The organism is Streptomyces sp. NBC_00440 (assembly GCF_036014215.1).
Lineage (GTDB): Bacteria > Actinomycetota > Actinomycetes > Streptomycetales > Streptomycetaceae > Streptomyces.
In genome coordinates, this window is the sequence record NZ_CP107921.1 from 2,300,588 (window position 1) to 2,315,173 (window position 14,586).

Annotated in this window: 13 protein-coding genes and 2 pseudogenes; 8 read left to right on the forward strand and 7 right to left on the reverse strand. The window is 62.2% G+C overall.

What is annotated here, in order from left to right; genetic code table 11:
• Positions 1–520: 520 nt before the first annotated feature.
• From OHB13_RS10225 to OHB13_RS10235, 3 genes and pseudogenes are all read right to left on the reverse strand, one after another.
• Positions 521–1,042: an FBP domain-containing protein gene (locus OHB13_RS10225; protein ID WP_328376846.1), complete on the reverse strand. Its 522-nt coding sequence runs from the start codon at positions 1,040–1,042 to the stop codon at positions 521–523.
• Between the two features lie 116 nt (positions 1,043–1,158).
• Positions 1,159–1,506 (reverse strand): annotated as a pseudogene (locus OHB13_RS10230) (RNHCP domain-containing protein); the annotation flags it as partial.
• Positions 1,507–2,023: 517 nt separating this feature from the next.
• Positions 2,024–2,530 carry a GNAT family N-acetyltransferase gene (locus tag OHB13_RS10235; protein ID WP_328376847.1) on the reverse strand — a complete coding sequence of 169 codons (507 nt, stop codon included), beginning with the start codon at positions 2,528–2,530 and terminating at the stop codon, positions 2,024–2,026.
• 913 nt (positions 2,531–3,443) lie between these two features.
• Here OHB13_RS10235 and OHB13_RS10240 point away from each other — a divergent pair.
• From OHB13_RS10240 to OHB13_RS10255, 4 genes and pseudogenes are all read left to right on the forward strand, one after another.
• Positions 3,444–3,707 (forward strand): hypothetical protein, encoded by a 264-nt coding sequence (locus tag OHB13_RS10240; RefSeq protein ID WP_328376848.1) that lies wholly within the window; start codon positions 3,444–3,446, stop codon positions 3,705–3,707.
• Positions 3,708–3,741: 34 nt separating this feature from the next.
• A complete protein-coding gene (locus OHB13_RS10245) occupies positions 3,742–4,863 on the forward strand; it encodes an IS630 family transposase (RefSeq protein WP_328376849.1) in 1,122 nt (373 codons plus the stop codon).
• Between the two features lie 101 nt (positions 4,864–4,964).
• Positions 4,965–6,075 (forward strand): annotated as a pseudogene (locus tag OHB13_RS10250) (IS630 family transposase).
• Between the two features lie 792 nt (positions 6,076–6,867).
• On the forward strand, positions 6,868–7,080 hold the full coding sequence (locus OHB13_RS10255) for a hypothetical protein (RefSeq protein WP_328376850.1): 213 nt from the start codon (positions 6,868–6,870) through the stop codon (positions 7,078–7,080).
• A 478-nt stretch (positions 7,081–7,558) separates the two neighbouring features.
• Here OHB13_RS10255 and OHB13_RS10265 read toward each other — a convergent pair whose 3' ends face one another.
• The 4 genes from OHB13_RS10265 to queC are packed head-to-tail and all read right to left on the reverse strand — an operon-like array spanning position 7,559 to position 10,030.
• Positions 7,559–8,326, reverse strand: coding sequence for a GTP cyclohydrolase I FolE2 (locus OHB13_RS10265; protein WP_328376852.1), 768 nt, complete (start codon positions 8,324–8,326; stop codon positions 7,559–7,561).
• Positions 8,327–8,328: 2 nt separating this feature from the next.
• Positions 8,329–8,685 (reverse strand): 6-carboxytetrahydropterin synthase QueD, encoded by a 357-nt coding sequence (queD, locus tag OHB13_RS10270; protein WP_328376853.1) that lies wholly within the window; start codon positions 8,683–8,685, stop codon positions 8,329–8,331.
• Positions 8,685–9,320, reverse strand: coding sequence for a 7-carboxy-7-deazaguanine synthase (queE, locus tag OHB13_RS10275; protein ID WP_328376854.1), 636 nt, complete (start codon positions 9,318–9,320; stop codon positions 8,685–8,687). Before queE ends, queD begins: the two co-directional genes overlap by 1 nt.
• A 2-nt stretch (positions 9,321–9,322) precedes the next feature.
• Complete coding sequence (queC, locus tag OHB13_RS10280) at positions 9,323–10,030, reverse strand: 7-cyano-7-deazaguanine synthase QueC (RefSeq protein WP_124282445.1); 708 nt, start codon at positions 10,028–10,030, stop codon at positions 9,323–9,325.
• A 202-nt stretch (positions 10,031–10,232) separates the two neighbouring features.
• On the opposite strand from queC, the gene OHB13_RS10285 reads away from it, so the two are divergent.
• Genes OHB13_RS10285 through dbpB (OHB13_RS10300) form a run of 4 tightly spaced genes read left to right on the forward strand, consistent with a single transcriptional unit; the run spans position 10,233 to position 14,553 of the window.
• Positions 10,233–11,030: a hypothetical protein gene (locus OHB13_RS10285; protein ID WP_328376855.1), complete on the forward strand. Its 798-nt coding sequence runs from the start codon at positions 10,233–10,235 to the stop codon at positions 11,028–11,030.
• Positions 11,027–12,169, forward strand: a complete 1,143-nt coding sequence (gene dbpB, locus OHB13_RS10290; RefSeq protein ID WP_328376856.1) for a DGQHR domain-containing protein DpdB — start codon at positions 11,027–11,029, stop codon at positions 12,167–12,169. Before OHB13_RS10285 ends, dbpB (OHB13_RS10290) begins: the two co-directional genes overlap by 4 nt.
• Positions 12,166–13,410 (forward strand): tRNA-guanine transglycosylase DpdA, encoded by a 1,245-nt coding sequence (gene dpdA / locus OHB13_RS10295; RefSeq protein ID WP_328376857.1) that lies wholly within the window; start codon positions 12,166–12,168, stop codon positions 13,408–13,410. Before dbpB (OHB13_RS10290) ends, dpdA begins: the two co-directional genes overlap by 4 nt.
• 48 nt (positions 13,411–13,458) lie before the next feature.
• Entirely contained in the window at positions 13,459–14,553 is a 1,095-nt protein-coding gene (gene dbpB, locus OHB13_RS10300) for a DGQHR domain-containing protein DpdB (protein WP_328376858.1), read from the forward strand.
• The last annotated feature ends 33 nt before the right edge of the window (positions 14,554–14,586 follow it).

Below are 14,586 nucleotides of genomic sequence, written 5' to 3' on the forward strand. Positions count from 1 at the left end.
CGGGCCTCACTGGAAGACGGTCTCACCTCGACGGCCAGCCATCGGCGTCAGCCCGAAACTACCGCTAGCTAGGCAGAGGGCATGGAGCCCACTCAGCGGTCGTGGGACCGGGACCGGCGCTCCCATGCCACAAGCGGAACGAAACCGCAGGTCACGGCGGCCCAAACGTAATCAGAGAGGCGCGGAAGGGGGAGCCCACCGAGCGACGCACGACGAAATACCGCACGCCACAGGCCTCTTTTGTCTCCATCGTTTCAGCCGGTCATCAGGACTGGAAGAATGCGTCCTGCTCATGAGAGGCGAGCAGTGTGCGAACGCTACGGATAAGAGCCAGCAACGACCGGCGCCACTTCAAAACAGCCGCCGAATACCGAAGTCACCGGCCCGGCCGTGGCGGGCGACCCGCCACGGCGAACAACACCAGCGGGCCGACCTCCACCGCGAGACCGGCCCCCTGGTGCTTCCGCGGCCCGTCTTCGCTGCAATGGACCTACCGGGGGGGATCCACCTCGCGATCACATCACCTTCTGTGTCTGGTAGTTCGTTCTGTGTCGGAGACCGAACGAATGAAGGTGATCGTGCGCGAGCGCAAACCTTCGCGGCGTGACCTGATGATGTCGTCGACCGGGCGATCGAAGGCTTCACGGACCGGCTTGCTGTGCACCTTCACCACGCAGTCGAGATCGGTGCACAGGAGCAGACCGACTGAGTTCAGACGTTCGCGTTTGTCACGTGAGGGGAGTTGAGCGGTGAACAGCGAAACCTCGTTGAACCGGCGGGCGAACCGGCACAGGTCGCACATCATCGCGCGCGAACCGTGCGCCGCGTCGTTCGGAGCCTGCCGCAGCAGCACTCCCAGCGCCTGGTCGTCGGCCTCGGTGACAAGGTAGGCGCGCTTCGGGGCACGCAGATCCCGCCACCCGAGGTAGTCGATCCGGTGCCACCGGACATCGTCGAACCAGGCCGGCAGGCGGACCTTCTTCTCGGCTGGGTCCAGGTTCACGATCGCGCCGCGCACCTCTTCCCTGCTCATGGGGCGCATGGCTTCTCCTGGCGAGTTGCACACAGGTGCAACGTGTATCGGGAAAGGGGCTGACGGACCCGACGTCGCGAGTGGCGGCCGGACCGCAGTGCGAGCTGCATGCGATGGGCGACGCTGGGGTCCCGCAGCGGTTTGAGCGCCAGGCGCACCAGGGCCAGTGCGTTGTCGTCACCGGCGATGCGGTTGGCGCTGAACTCACCGCAGGACAGGCACTGGTGGATGACCATCCAGTCGCCGGTGCGCAGCACGGCGATGGCGATCGGCGACATCCGGCCCTGGCAGTCACTGGAGCCGCCCTCGGCATGGTCGAGGACGTGCTGGGAGTGCAGGCACGACCGGCAGTGGTTACGTCGTGTGCGGTCGCCGGCGACGGCGGACACGGTCAGGCCGCACCACGCGCAGGCAAAGGTGCCGGTCAGGATGGTATGTGGATTGCTTGAGAGAGTTCTGTTGGTGCTGGACACCCGGGGTGCTCCTTGCTGGGAAGTCTGTGATGACAGCAAGAGCAGGCCGAGCGGCCTCGACGAAGGCACACACCCCATGCGACGCGACATGCGTGCAGGCGGAGGCAGGGGCGGATTCAGCGCACCGGAGAGTCGCGTCCGGTGCCCGTCCGAGAGGGACGGCAGCAGACAGACGGACTACTGGCTAGACGGTGCAGCGAGGCGCGCGCGGCGCGGGCCGGAACACAAAATCTCTTTTCCAGGGCACAGCAGCCCAGAGCGGATCGAAAGAACTCTGCCAGAGTAGCCACAGCTCCGCGGAGGGCCAACAGGTTATCGGGCACCGCTCCACCCCCGTGAGCAGCAACGGCGTGTCTCCGGTACTCCGAGCCTGCTCGCGCAGCGGAGTGAAGCCGACGTCCAGCTTCGGGTCGTACGCGTTGGGACCGGATCAAGATGACCAGGCGTCAGATGCTCGGCCGGGCCGGCTTCGCCTTGTTGAGGAAGAGAGTTCTGCTGCCGTGACTCAGGCGGAACATCAACAAGCGGGCAGGCTGGTCGGACGGTCCACGGCATACACCGTGACTGGGCGGCCGTGCAGATGATCCTCTCGACGTGGCGCGAACCCCAGACGCTCGGCCACCTTCACTGATGCCTCGTTACCCGGCCGCATGAGAGCCGTAAAGTAGTCGTCATCAAGGGTGGCAAACCCCCAGTCCAGACACGCTTGAGCAGCCTCGGTCGCATACCCGTGTCCCCAGTGCTCCGCCCGAAGGGTCCACCCCAGCTCCACCTCGTCGAACTGTTCCCAGTACTGCAGACCGCTTCGACCGATGAACTCCCCGTTCGACTTCAGCTCGATCGCGCACAGGCCATGGCTTCGCTCAGCCCACTGCCGCTCGATCGCAGTGAGGCGTTCCCGTGCTTGTTGACGCGAGTAGGACCCGACGAAGCGGTTGACCTGCGGGTCGGCATGGAGCGCTACGAAATCGTCGGCGTCGGACACATACAGAGGCCGCAGGAGTAGCCGCTCAGTCTCGATCATGCATTCGAGCATAGATCTCGCCGCCAACCGAGCCCCGCCGGGCATGCCCCCTCCTACCCGCCCCGAACCGCTCTCCCACCGTGCGGAACGTTCCACACGGGAACCGCCAGAGACCGATCGAGCGGGATTCAGCAGGACAGAAACACGGTGGGACGTCCCACTCTCAGGAAAGACCACAGCCCAAGTCCCCGAGCGTGGACGGCTGGGCGCTACCGACCGGCCCGCCTCCGGCAACATCCCGCACCACCCGCAGGGCTCCGAACGGGCGTCGCAAAGCGGTGTGAGGCGCTTCTGTCGCCTGAACCGTCCCCGCGTCCCCTGTGTGTCCCCTGGATCTTGGTCCGGACGTGTGAAGGGGGGTCACCACGCTGGCGTGGTGACCCCCCTTCACACGTTCGCCCAGCTAGAAACGGTTCTCCTAGACGAACCCTGTGTGGGGCGGGTGGGACTCGAACCCATAGGAGTGACGCCTCTCACCTGCGACGATGCCGAAACAACGGACATAGCCACCCGTTTCCATCCGGCTGTATCCCCCTCGATCCCGCTCGAATGGGGATCGGTTAGGCGTTCGCCACACCACTTCGTCCGCCGCCGCACGGACTCTCTGGAACCTCCCGTGAGGCTGAGGAAACTCTCGCGTTTCAGTATCTCCAAGCCACCCCGGGGTTCGACGGGCAGCTCTGCCTTTGCCGTCGACCCACTACAGCCACTCACGCTCTGTAACGGGTCGCCAGTGCGGTGAAGCCCCCCAGTAGATGGCGACGCAGCCCGACGAGCAATAGTCAAGAGCTGTGGAGGGAACCTTTCGACGGGGTGATCTCAGCAGCCGCGCGCCGGGCGTTTTCGCGCACCTTCGAGGCGGTATTGGCGGGCAACAGCACGGCGGTAGTCCCCAGCGTGACAACATCAACGCATGGGCATCATCAACTCCATCGCGCGTGGCCTCGGTAGCCTCCGCCCGCTGTCCGACGCGGAACTCGCAGACGAACGCGAGGCGCTGCGAGAGCGTTACGTATCCGCTGGGGATGTCAACGAAGCGGATAAACTGTACGACGAGCTGCACCGCTACGACGCAGAGATGATTCGCCGTGCAAACGAGGCCTATGCCCGCGAGAACCCGAACCCACCAGAGCCCAGGCATCGCGAGCACGGGTGGTACCTGCCGAACGACGACTAGTGTCCTGCGCCAGAGATCCGTCGTTAGTTCATGTATGACTGCCTCTGGGGATGTGCCGGTGCCACGTCGTGGACCGAAGCTGGAACCGTTGTTGTTGTCTGCCGATGAGCGTGTGGTGTTGGAGCGTTGGGCCCGGCGGGCTTCGTCTGCGCAGGCAGTGGCCCTGCGAGCCCGAATCGTGCTGGCCTGTCACGGCGCTGATGTTCCGCCGATTGTCGTGGTGGCGCGGGAGTTACAGATTGCGGCGGACACGGTCCGTAAGTGGCGTCGCCGGTTCCTGGCCGGCCGGCTGGATGGGTTGGTGGACGAGCCGCGGCCGGGCCGGCCGCCCAGTATCAGTGTCGATCAGGTAGAGGCGGTCGTGGTCAGTACATTGGAGGAGATCCCGAAGAATGCCACTCATTGGTCGCGTGCCTCGATGGCCGACCGCAGCGGGCTGTCGAAGTCGACCGTGGGCCGGATCTGGCGGAAGTTCCAGCTCAAGCCGCACCTGAGCGACACTTTCAAGCTGTCAACGGATCCGTTGTTCGTGGAAAAGGTCTACGACGTGGTGGGGCTGTACTTCAACCCGCCCGAAGGTGCGGTGGTGCTTTCGGTGGACGAGAAGTCCCAGATTCAGGCTCTGGACCGCTCCCAGCCGGTGCTGCCGATGATGCCGGGCATGCCAGAGCGCCGTACCCATGACTATGTCCGCAACGGTCTGACCACCTTGTTCGCGGCTTTCGACGTCGCCACTGGTGAAGTCATCACCAGTCTTCATCGTCGGCACCGGGCAGCGGAGTTCAAGAAGTTCCTCGTCAAGATCGAGAAAGAGGTCCCCGGGAACCTCCAGGTCCACCTCATCGTGGACAACTACGGCACCCACAAGACCCCGGCCATCAAGGCCTGGCTGGCCAAACACCCCCGATTCCACCTGCACTTCACGCCCACCGGCTCCTCCTGGATCAACCAGGTGGAGCGGTGGTTCGGCTTCCTCGCCGACCAGAAAATCCGTCGTGGCGCCCACAAAAGCGTGCGTTCCCTGGAGGCTGACATCCGTGCGTGGGTCAAGGAATCGAACGAAAACCCGACCCCGTTCACCTGGACCAAAACAGCCGAAGAGATCCTCGACTCACTCGCTCGCTTCTGCCAACGGATCTCTGGCGCAGGACACTAGTGAGCTGGTTGTGAGTTTGTTCGGCACCACGTGAGTTGCTTTGGGTACCACTTCAGGGGTTCGGCTGACGGGTGCCGACTGGCTTCGGTCTGCTGTGGGTTGTGGGTGACAGCAGGCTGGAGCCGCTGGTCTTGACTGAGACCGAGCGGCAGGTGTTGAGCAACTGGGTGAAGCGCCGCATGACTGCGCAGGGCCTCGCTCTGCGGGCGCGGATCGTGCTGGCGTGTGCGGAAGGCGGGTCGAACCTGTCGGTGGCCGCCCGGCTGGGCGTGAACCGGGGCACCGTCGCCAAGTGGCGGTCCCGGTTCCTGCGGGACCGGCTGGACGGGCTCGCGGACGAGCCGCGTCCCGGGGCGCCGCGAAGCATCACCGATGCCCAGGTGGAAGAGGTGGTGGTCCGCACCCTGGAGGAGACACCTCCGGGCGGGACGTACTGGTCGAAGAGGGAACTGGCGAAGGCCGTGGGCGTCTCGCCCGCCAGCGTGCTGAGAATCTGGAATGCCTTCGGTCTGCAGCCGTGGCGGACCGAGACGTTCAAGATCTCCCCCGACCCGTTCCTGATCGACAAGATCCGCGATGTCGTCGGTCTGTATCTCGCCCCGCCGGCGAACGCGGTGGTCTTCGCGGTGGACGAGAAGCCGCGGATCCAGGCGCTGGAGCGGACCGCGCCCGTGCTGCCGATGCTGCCTGGCGTCCCCGAGCGGCGGAGCTTCGACTATGTCCGGCACGGCACCGTCGACCTGTTCGCCGCCCTGAACACCGCGACCGGCAAGGTGATCACCAAGCTCTCCGCGCAGCACCGGGCCGTGGACTTCCGTGACTTCCTCGACGAGATCGACCGCCAGACCCGGCCTGGCCTGGCCTGGCCTGGCCTGGCCTGGCCTGGCAGTCCACATGATCTGCGACAACCCCTCCGCCCGCAAGGCGCCCGCGGTGCACAAGTGGCTGGTCGCGCATCCCCGCTTCCAACTCCATTTCACCCCCACGTACTCGTCGTGGATCAACCAGGTCGAGCGGTGGTTCGCCGAGATGGAACGGCGCTGCCTCGAACGAGGCGTGTCCCGCTCCCTCGACGACCTCAAGACCGCACTCAAAGAGTGGATTAAGGTCTGGAACAACGAGGCCCGGCCCTTCAAATGGACCAAGACCGCCGACCAGATCCTCGACCGGATCTGCCGCTACTGCTCACGCATCTCCGAACCAGCTCACTAGGCGGGCGTCTTCAGGCGGCGAGTAGACGCTTTCGCGCACAGTTCCAGCGAACACGCTTACCGTGCAGGGATGTTGGGCGATAATCTCTGCATGCTGGCACCGATCCCCCCGCCTCCGCCGTCGCAGCGGAGCGTCATCATTAAGAAGCCCCGCAGCCTGGCCCGACGGCTCATGCAGGAGGCCGGCAGCGTGCCGCTGCCCGTTTTTGCCCTGCGCATCCAGGACCGCGCCCGCGCTACCGCCAATGACTTCCTTCGCGAGCACGGGTACCGTGAACATCGGCTCTACGTCCTGGAGATCGCCGGACACACACCCCGCATCAAGATCGGGTACAGCAGCGCTCCATGGGAGCGCCTCGCCCGGCACATCGGGGAAGTCAAATCGCTGGCAACACACGCTGATCCAGGCCCATTTCTCCGACGCTCTGCCCGACAAGGCCACGACCAAGAGCGCCGAGCAGCAGGCGCACGCCTTCATGAGCAAGTTCTATGACTGCGTGCCGGGCTCTCCGGAGATGTTCGTTGGCAGTGACTTCCGCGCCGGGAAGACCTCCGTGGAGACTGCCGTGGCCTGTGCGCTGCATGGACGGTCGGAGTAATTGTCAAGATCTGTGGATCGCTGAAGTTATGGCTTGACCTCGATTCGTCAGAGGGGTTCGGTCGCTAGCATCGAGTCCGCGCGACTGTCACCGAACTCCCCGCGGAACGCGGCTGAGGTTCCCCCGAAGTGCGGAAGGTTGCCGGAGATGGCCTGATGGGCCATGAGAAGAGGGCCTCTGCCATGGATGCTTAGATGAAGTACCCGCCCGAGTTGCGGCAGCGAGCCGTTGCCGCGTACCGCGCCGCCGCGGCGCGGGCCGACCAAGGCGGACGCGCCGGGCCCGTCGGCACTGCCCGCGCCGAGATCTTCGCGTTCGTCGAGACCTTCTACAACCGCCGCAGGCTCCGCAAGCACATCAACTGGGATTACCTCACACCCCACGAGACACGCCTGCGCTACCAGTAGGGACAGACCCTCGCGGCATAGCAAGAATGTTTCCATGATCACGGGAAAACTTTACGCACCCACTGCACCACCACTGCGGACAGCGCCCGAACCGTGGGCTGTCCGCCACGCGAACTCCGCGACCTACAACTCCGAGTCCGTGCTGAATAGCAGACACCCGACTGGAAGGCCCACTAGACGGTCCGGGCGCGGGTCGAGGACACCACCAACATCTTCGCCCACGGACACGGCATGCGCCGGTGCCGCTACCGTGGACAACCAAAAGCCCACCTACAACACGTACTCACAGCGATCGCCGTGACCATCGCACTCAGCAGTCGGCCAGCGACCGAGAACGCCTTCTCACTGAGACCGCCGACCGCTTTCAGACCTTCCTGGACCAGCAGGGGCTGCCTCGGCCAAAGTCCTGGCGCACCCTCGGCACCTGACCCTGACCAAGATCCCCGACAAGGTCAAGCTCCAAAGGTTACTGCCGGTCTTATCCAGCGACGTATGCGACAGCATCGTGGCTATGGATGCTTTCGAGGTTGCGGATGCGCACTGAGTGGCGAAGGCCTCGATCCCGGCACGCAAGGCTGACGTCGCGGGCCATGTCCTCGACGAATACAGGGTGGTCGTACGCCTGCATGGTGAGGACACGCTCGTCTACGCGCTTGATCAAAGGCACTACGGGCGCCGAAGCGGAAGACGTCAACAACCTCACGGCGCTCTGCACCGGCAGGGGGTACGGGGTGTCTCCCTGGCCCGTCACGTTGAGCGTAATCCGGCTGCGCTGATTGTGCGCACCGTAGTCGGAGATTGCCTTCGAACATGGACAGAGGCTGGTGACCTCGCTGGTCACTGCCGTTGCTACTGTCACGTCGCCGTTGTTCCAGCGCCCTTCGATACAGACGTCGTGAACCTGTTTCGACTCACAGCCGCTGGCCGGCGCTACGACGGTCGTGCTGATAGGCATGGCCATCGTCACAGTAACCGCGGGCGCATCCAGCAGTTCCGCTCCAGCCTTGAGGACCTGCGGCAACTGCCGGGGGTCGAATCTCTGAAGGTGGTCGTGCGCGAGAGCGACCATGCGGCTCATGTGCGTACCTCGGCGGTCGTGTTGGAGCCGCACGGTGATCGCGATATCCGCAATGCCGTCCTGACGGAGGCAGCCATCCTCGAAATACACGGGATACCGAAGGCCACTGATGCCGACCTCGTTGATCTCGATGCCGCGAGAGTCAGTCTCATTCTGAATGTCGTGCATGCTCACTCGCCCCGATAGGTGCAACCGGATGTGCACGTCTCGCGGACGGTGAGCGCTGAGAGCGCGGGCAGGATCGGCTGCAGGCGCTCCCAGATCCAGCGGGCGAGAACCTCGCTAGTCGGGTTCTCTAGGCCCTCGATCTCATTGAGGTAGTAGTGATCCAGTTGAGCTTCGAGTGGCTTGAAGGCTCGCTTAACGTCACCAAAGTCCATGACCCAACCAGCCTCGGGGTCGACGGGGGCTTCTACGTGAACGATGACCTTGTAAGAGTGGCCATGCAGGCGCGCACACTTGTGGCCCTCTGGAACCTTGGGTAGGCGGTGCGCCGCTTCGAACGTGAACTCGCGAAAGATTTCCATTACTGAATTCCCAGATACTTGTGCGTCTGGAGAGAGAGGATCCAGCGCGGGTTCTTCATGCAGTAGTCGACAGTGTCCCGGGTGTTAGCTTCTACGTCGGGTCCGTCCATGGGCTGGAGACGGAAGAATTGGAAGTCGAGGTTCTCGAATTGGCCCGGGTCTCCGCCCAACTGCGGATAGACAAGCTTCAACTCGTCGCCGCTTGTGACGACCACGTCAGACCCGATCTTCGGACTGACACAGAGCCAGTCGATTCCCGGCGGCGGCACGCGGGTGCCGTTCGTCTCCACCGCAACCTCGAAACCCCTGGCGTGCAGAGCTTCGATGGCTGCCTCGTCAAGCTGCAGAAGCGGCTCACCCCCGGTGCACACCACAAAGCGGTATTCCACGGCAGTTGAAGGCCACGCCTGCTCGACTGCTTGGGCGAGGTCATCAGGGGACGCGAATCGGCCACCACCTTCGCCGTCGGTTCCAACGAAATCGGTATCGCAGAACTGGCAAATCGCCCGATGCCGATCCTTCTCAAGACCTGTCCAGAGATTGCAGCGCGAGAAACGGCAGAAGACAGCGGGTCGGCCCGCATGGCTCCCTTCGCCTTGCAAGGTGTAAAAGATCTCTTTGACCAGATAGGTCATTCTCAGACGCCCTGGTACTGCACGGGGTCAGTGGTACCAGCCTCAGCGAACCCCTTTAGGCGGAGCAGGCAGGTCTCGCAACGGCCACAGGCCCGACCTTGCTCATCCGGGTCATAGCAGCTGGACGTCTGGGAGTAGTCGACACCCAGGCGCAGGCCCTCTCGAACGATGTCGGCCTTGGACATCGCAATGAGGGGGGAATGGAGCTTGAGCTCCTGAGTTCCCTCAAGGCCAGCCCTGGTCGCAAGGTTCGCCATCTTGGCGTACGCGTCCATGTACTCAGGACGGCAGTCGGGGTAGCCGCTGTAGTCGACGGCGGTCACGCCGGTGAAGATGTCGCTCGCGCCAACGGTCTCCGCGTAGGCCAGGGCGAACGACAGGAAGATCGTGTTACGTGCCGGCACGTAGGTGATGGGCACGCTGCTTCCTGCGTCACTGTTGCTGGCGTCGTCCAGCGAGTCGTGCTTCGGGACGTCGATATCAGCAGTAAGAGCGGAGCCACCGAAAACTCGCAGGTCGATGTCTGCGATGACGTGGCGGGCTACGCCCTGAGTCTCTGCCACGCGCTTGGCGGCTTCCAGTTCAACACTGTGCCGCTGGCCGTACCGGAAGCTGAGCGCGTACGGCGTGTAGCCCTGGTCCTTGGCGATGGCCAGAACTGTCGTCGAGTCCAGGCCGCCGCTCAGTAGAACGATCGCGGGACGTCCCATGCCTTGCTCCCTAGTTAGCTCTGTGTGTACTGGTGCACCCTAGCGTCAAAACTGACGGGTAGAGTAACCGCAACAAGTTACTAGTTAAGGCCGTCGGGAGTGGGACTGCGTGAGGCAACTATCGTTGGTGGTCACTTGCACGGACCGTAAGGCCGCTGTGCCGGAGGCCACGCTCCATGCGAGATCACTACCGGTCGGCAGCGTGAAGGACCGCTCCGCAGCGTGGAGAGAGCGCGTTGAGAAGGCCTCGAACACGAAGCTCCTAAGCGAGCTCTACCGGGGCGATCACTGGACACAGGCCCGTCGGCTAACTGCCGCGGCCGCGAAGGCCAGATTTGAAGCGGAACTGTGGGTGGCGTCGGCCGGCCTCGGCCTCCAGCCAGTATCGGCGTCGGCACCTGCCTACGCGGCGACCTTCAGTACTCGACACGCAGACTCCGTCACCGCTTCTACGGCTGACAGTGCCCAGTGGTGGGGGCACCTTCAAGAAGGAACTGGCCGCAAGACCCTAGAGGAACTCGGACGACAGGGCCCGGTTCTCATGGTCCTGTCCGAGGTGTACGCAAATGCCATGAAGGCCGAGATCCACGCGCTGGCCAGCGTTGGAGGCGAAGTCCTGCTAGTGGGAGGTGTCGAGGAGATCCCCGGCATCCAGAGAGTCGCCTCTAACGCGGGCCTGCGACGCACACTCGGCGGCACTCTGACGAGCCTGAACGTTCGCATGGCCGCCTCATGGCTTGAACACTGTGAGGACGGCAGGCTGACCTCGACTGCTACCAGTGACTCGTGGCAGCGGTGGACTTCAGACGTAGCTGAGCCTGAGCGGTACAACCGGACGCCCATATCCGACGAGGACGTCATGGCATTCATCAAGCGTGAGAACGCGTCGCATCCTGGCATCTCGCGGTCGCGACTTCTGCGTGCTCTACGTGACGGAAACCAGGCATGCGAGCAGAGTAGGTTCGCCAACTTGTACATCCGAGCTATGGGGGAACGGTGACAGAGAACGTCATCAAGCGCAGAGCCCTGCGCATTGAGCAGAACCCGAATATTCCCCTATACCTGTTTGCCCTGGAAGCGCGAGAAATCGATCTCGTAGCCGATGTTGCACGGATCTCCCGGGATGAGGCCGGCAAGCTCTTCGGCTATCAACGTCCCGAAAAGAAGCAGCACGTTAAGCAAATTCTGGAGTACCTCGACGGTGAAGATGTGCTGTTCCCAAATGGGCTCATCCTCGCCCTGCCCACCACGGTGCGGTTTAAAGGCAGTCGCGGCCCCAATCCGGGCGACGGACTGGCAACCATCGGAACCCTTGAGATTCCGCTACCGGAGTCGCGGGACGCGCCTCGTCCGGCTCTGATCGTCGATGGTCAGCAGCGAAGCCGCGCGCTTGCACTCACTCGGCGAACCACCCTTCCGGTCACAGTGGCAGGATTTGTGGCCGAAGATCTTGACATCCAGCGCGATCAGTTCCTGCGCGTCAACACGGTGTCTCCGCTTCCGAGCAATTTGGTATCAGAACTCCTCCCAGAAGTGAACACCCAACTTCCGACCAGGCTGTCCGCTCGAAAGCTTCCCGCGATCCTCGTTAACGCACTAAACCAGGACAACGACTCACCTTTCAAGGGGCTCGTTAAGCAGGCGTCAACGACCCCCGATAAGAAGTCAGACACTGTCGTCAAAGACAACAGCCTCATCACTGCGATCACGGAATCATTGTCACCCTCCGGCGTCCTTTTCTCATACAAAAACCTAGCCAACGGAACCACCGACACTGCGAGCATTCGGAAGATTCTAATTGTCTACTGGACGGCAGTGAAGGACACCTTCCCTGAAGCTTGGGGACTGCCTCCCGCCAAGAGCCGCCTTATGCATGGTGTCGGAATCAGGTCGCTGGGCCGCCTCATGGATCGGGTTATGGAGCGAGTCCTGTTTGATGCCGATATCGACTCGCCGGATATTAGAGACAGAGTCATGACTGAACTGGCGCTCATTAAGCCGCACTGCCATTGGACCAAGGGGCGATGGCCTGAAATCAACACCCCTTGGAACGAGTTGCAGAACACTCCCCGCCATATCAGTATCCTGTCAAACTATCTGATTCGCGTCTATCGCGATTCGAGGATGGGTGCTTCGTGAAGTTCTACTTCCCAGATAGCCAAGATCAGATCTACCCCAGGTACGACTTCATCAATGATGAGTACCCAGACGAGCGAGTCCGCCAGAGGGATGACCTGTACGCCCATCAGGCAGTAAAGCCCGCGCCCTACGATGGGATACTGGTCAGCAAGGCCATCGTAGACGGATCGGTCAAGGGAGCCGGGAAGTACAGCGCCCCTCAGCGGGACCGTCTCTACCGCGACGGCGTGAAGACCTTTTTCGGGCTACCCGACCCGATGGAAAGTCTCGGTGACTGCGGAGCCTTCAACTACATCAATGAAGAGTACCCCCCGTACAGAGTTGAGGACGTTCTCCATTACTACACGGAGTGCCGATTCAACTCGGGAATCAGTATCGACCATGTGATCTTCGGTTATCGACCTGATGCCCCTGACAAGGACGTTGATCCGGCGTGGGTAAAGCGTCGTGAGATTTCGCTCGACTTGGCAGAAAAGTTCATCAAAGCTACCGAGAGTCACAATCGCCTAGTCACTGGCAGGAAGCAGCATCTGGAACCGATTGGCGCGGCGCAGGGGTGGAGCCCGGCCAGCTACGCGGACAGCGTCGTCCAACTTCAGAAAATGGGCTACAGGCGAATCGCCCTGGGTGGCATGGTTCCACTGAAGACGCCGGAAATACTGGCTTGCTTGGAAGGGATCTCTGAGGTTCGCAAGAGTGGGGTCGGGTTCCATCTACTCGGAATCACCCGTATCGCCAGCATGGAACGCTTCGCCAAATATCATGTCACCAGCTTCGACAGTACGTCAGCATTCCGGCAAGCTTTCATGGACGAGCGAAATAACTACCACACCGCCGACCGCTCATACCTAGCAATCAGAGTTCCCCAGGTTGACGGGAACCCCACCCTAAAGAAGCTGATCTTGGCGGGCGTGGTGTCGCAGTCGGCAGCCATTAAGGCCGAACGGGAATGTCTCAAATTGCTACGCCAGTATGAAGCCGACGAGAACTTTGAAGTGCAGGAGGTCATCGATGCCTTGTACGCCTATCAATCTCTCATCAGTGACGCCAAGAAGCTGAAGAAGGTTGATGACTACAGGGACACTCTTGTCGACCGCCCTTGGAATCACTGCCGATGTGAACTCTGCAAGAAACACAAGATCGACATGGTCATCTTCCGTGGAACAGAGCGAAATAAGCGCCGCGGGTTCCATAACATGACGGTACTCGAAGCCAAGATGCGCAAGCTTCCACTCACATAATCGTCTAAACCGCGCAAAGCACTCAAAGTAACTTAAACAGGAGATGATGTGGCCGACCGCTACGTACTGAAGGTTCCCGCCCTCAAGGTGCTCCAAGGCGACAAGGAGATCTACTGCTTCGCTGTCGACGGCAAGAAGTTGGAAGACTTTGCCGCCGTCTCGCGCATCCGCCGCGACAGCCAGAAGAAGCTGCAGGGGTACCAGCGGCCCGAGGTCCAAAGCCACATCCGCTCGATCCGTCGCTACCTTGAGTCCGAGGGGGCGATGCTTCCCAACGCCGTGGTTCTCGGTTTCGATGATCGCGTCACGTTCGAACCCGCGGTGCGCGGCGGCAGTGTGAGCTACTCCATCCCCGGCGAGCTGATCATCCCGGTCGACGAATCACTGGCTGATGAAGAGAAGCCGGCCTGGCTCGTGGACGGTCAGCAGCGCAGCGCGGCCATCAGGGACGCTGACCTTGCAGAGTTCCCCGTCGCAGCAGTGGGCTTCATTGCGTCTCAGGAAGAGCAGCGGTCGCAGTTCATCTTGGTCAACTCGACCAAGCCACTGCCCAAGGGGCTCGTGTATGAACTCCTGCCGGAGACCACCGCCAAGTTGCCGCGCTCGTACGCGCGCCGTCAACTCGCTGCGAAGATCATGGTCCTTCTGAATATGGGGGACGGTCCTTTCTGCGGAAGGATCAGCAGCCCCACATCGCCTACCGGCAACATCAAGGACAACAGCATTCTGAGGATGCTGGAGCACAGCATCTACGAGGGCTCCTTGTACCAGTACCGGAACGCTGAGGACGGTACCGGGGACGAGGAAGCGATGCTGGCGCACCTTCTGTCCTTCTGGACGGCAGTGGAGAACCTGTTCGAGGATGCGTGGAACAAGCCTCCCAAGGAGTCGAGGTTGACCCATGGTGTGGGCATCCAGGCCATGGGCTATGTCATGGACCGACTCACCACAGACGTCCCGTTCGACAAGGTCAACTGGGACAAGATCCGCATCACCCTGCGCCGACTCGAGAAGCACGTGGCCTGGACTTCCGGCACGTGGAAGTTCTCGGATGGTCAGGAACGTAGCTGGAACGGTCTCCAGAACACGGCCAACGACGTGCGGCTCCTCAGCACCCACCTGCAGGCCCTAGTCAGCAAGTAGTCAAAGCTCTGCGGCATCATCTGGTGGTCTCCC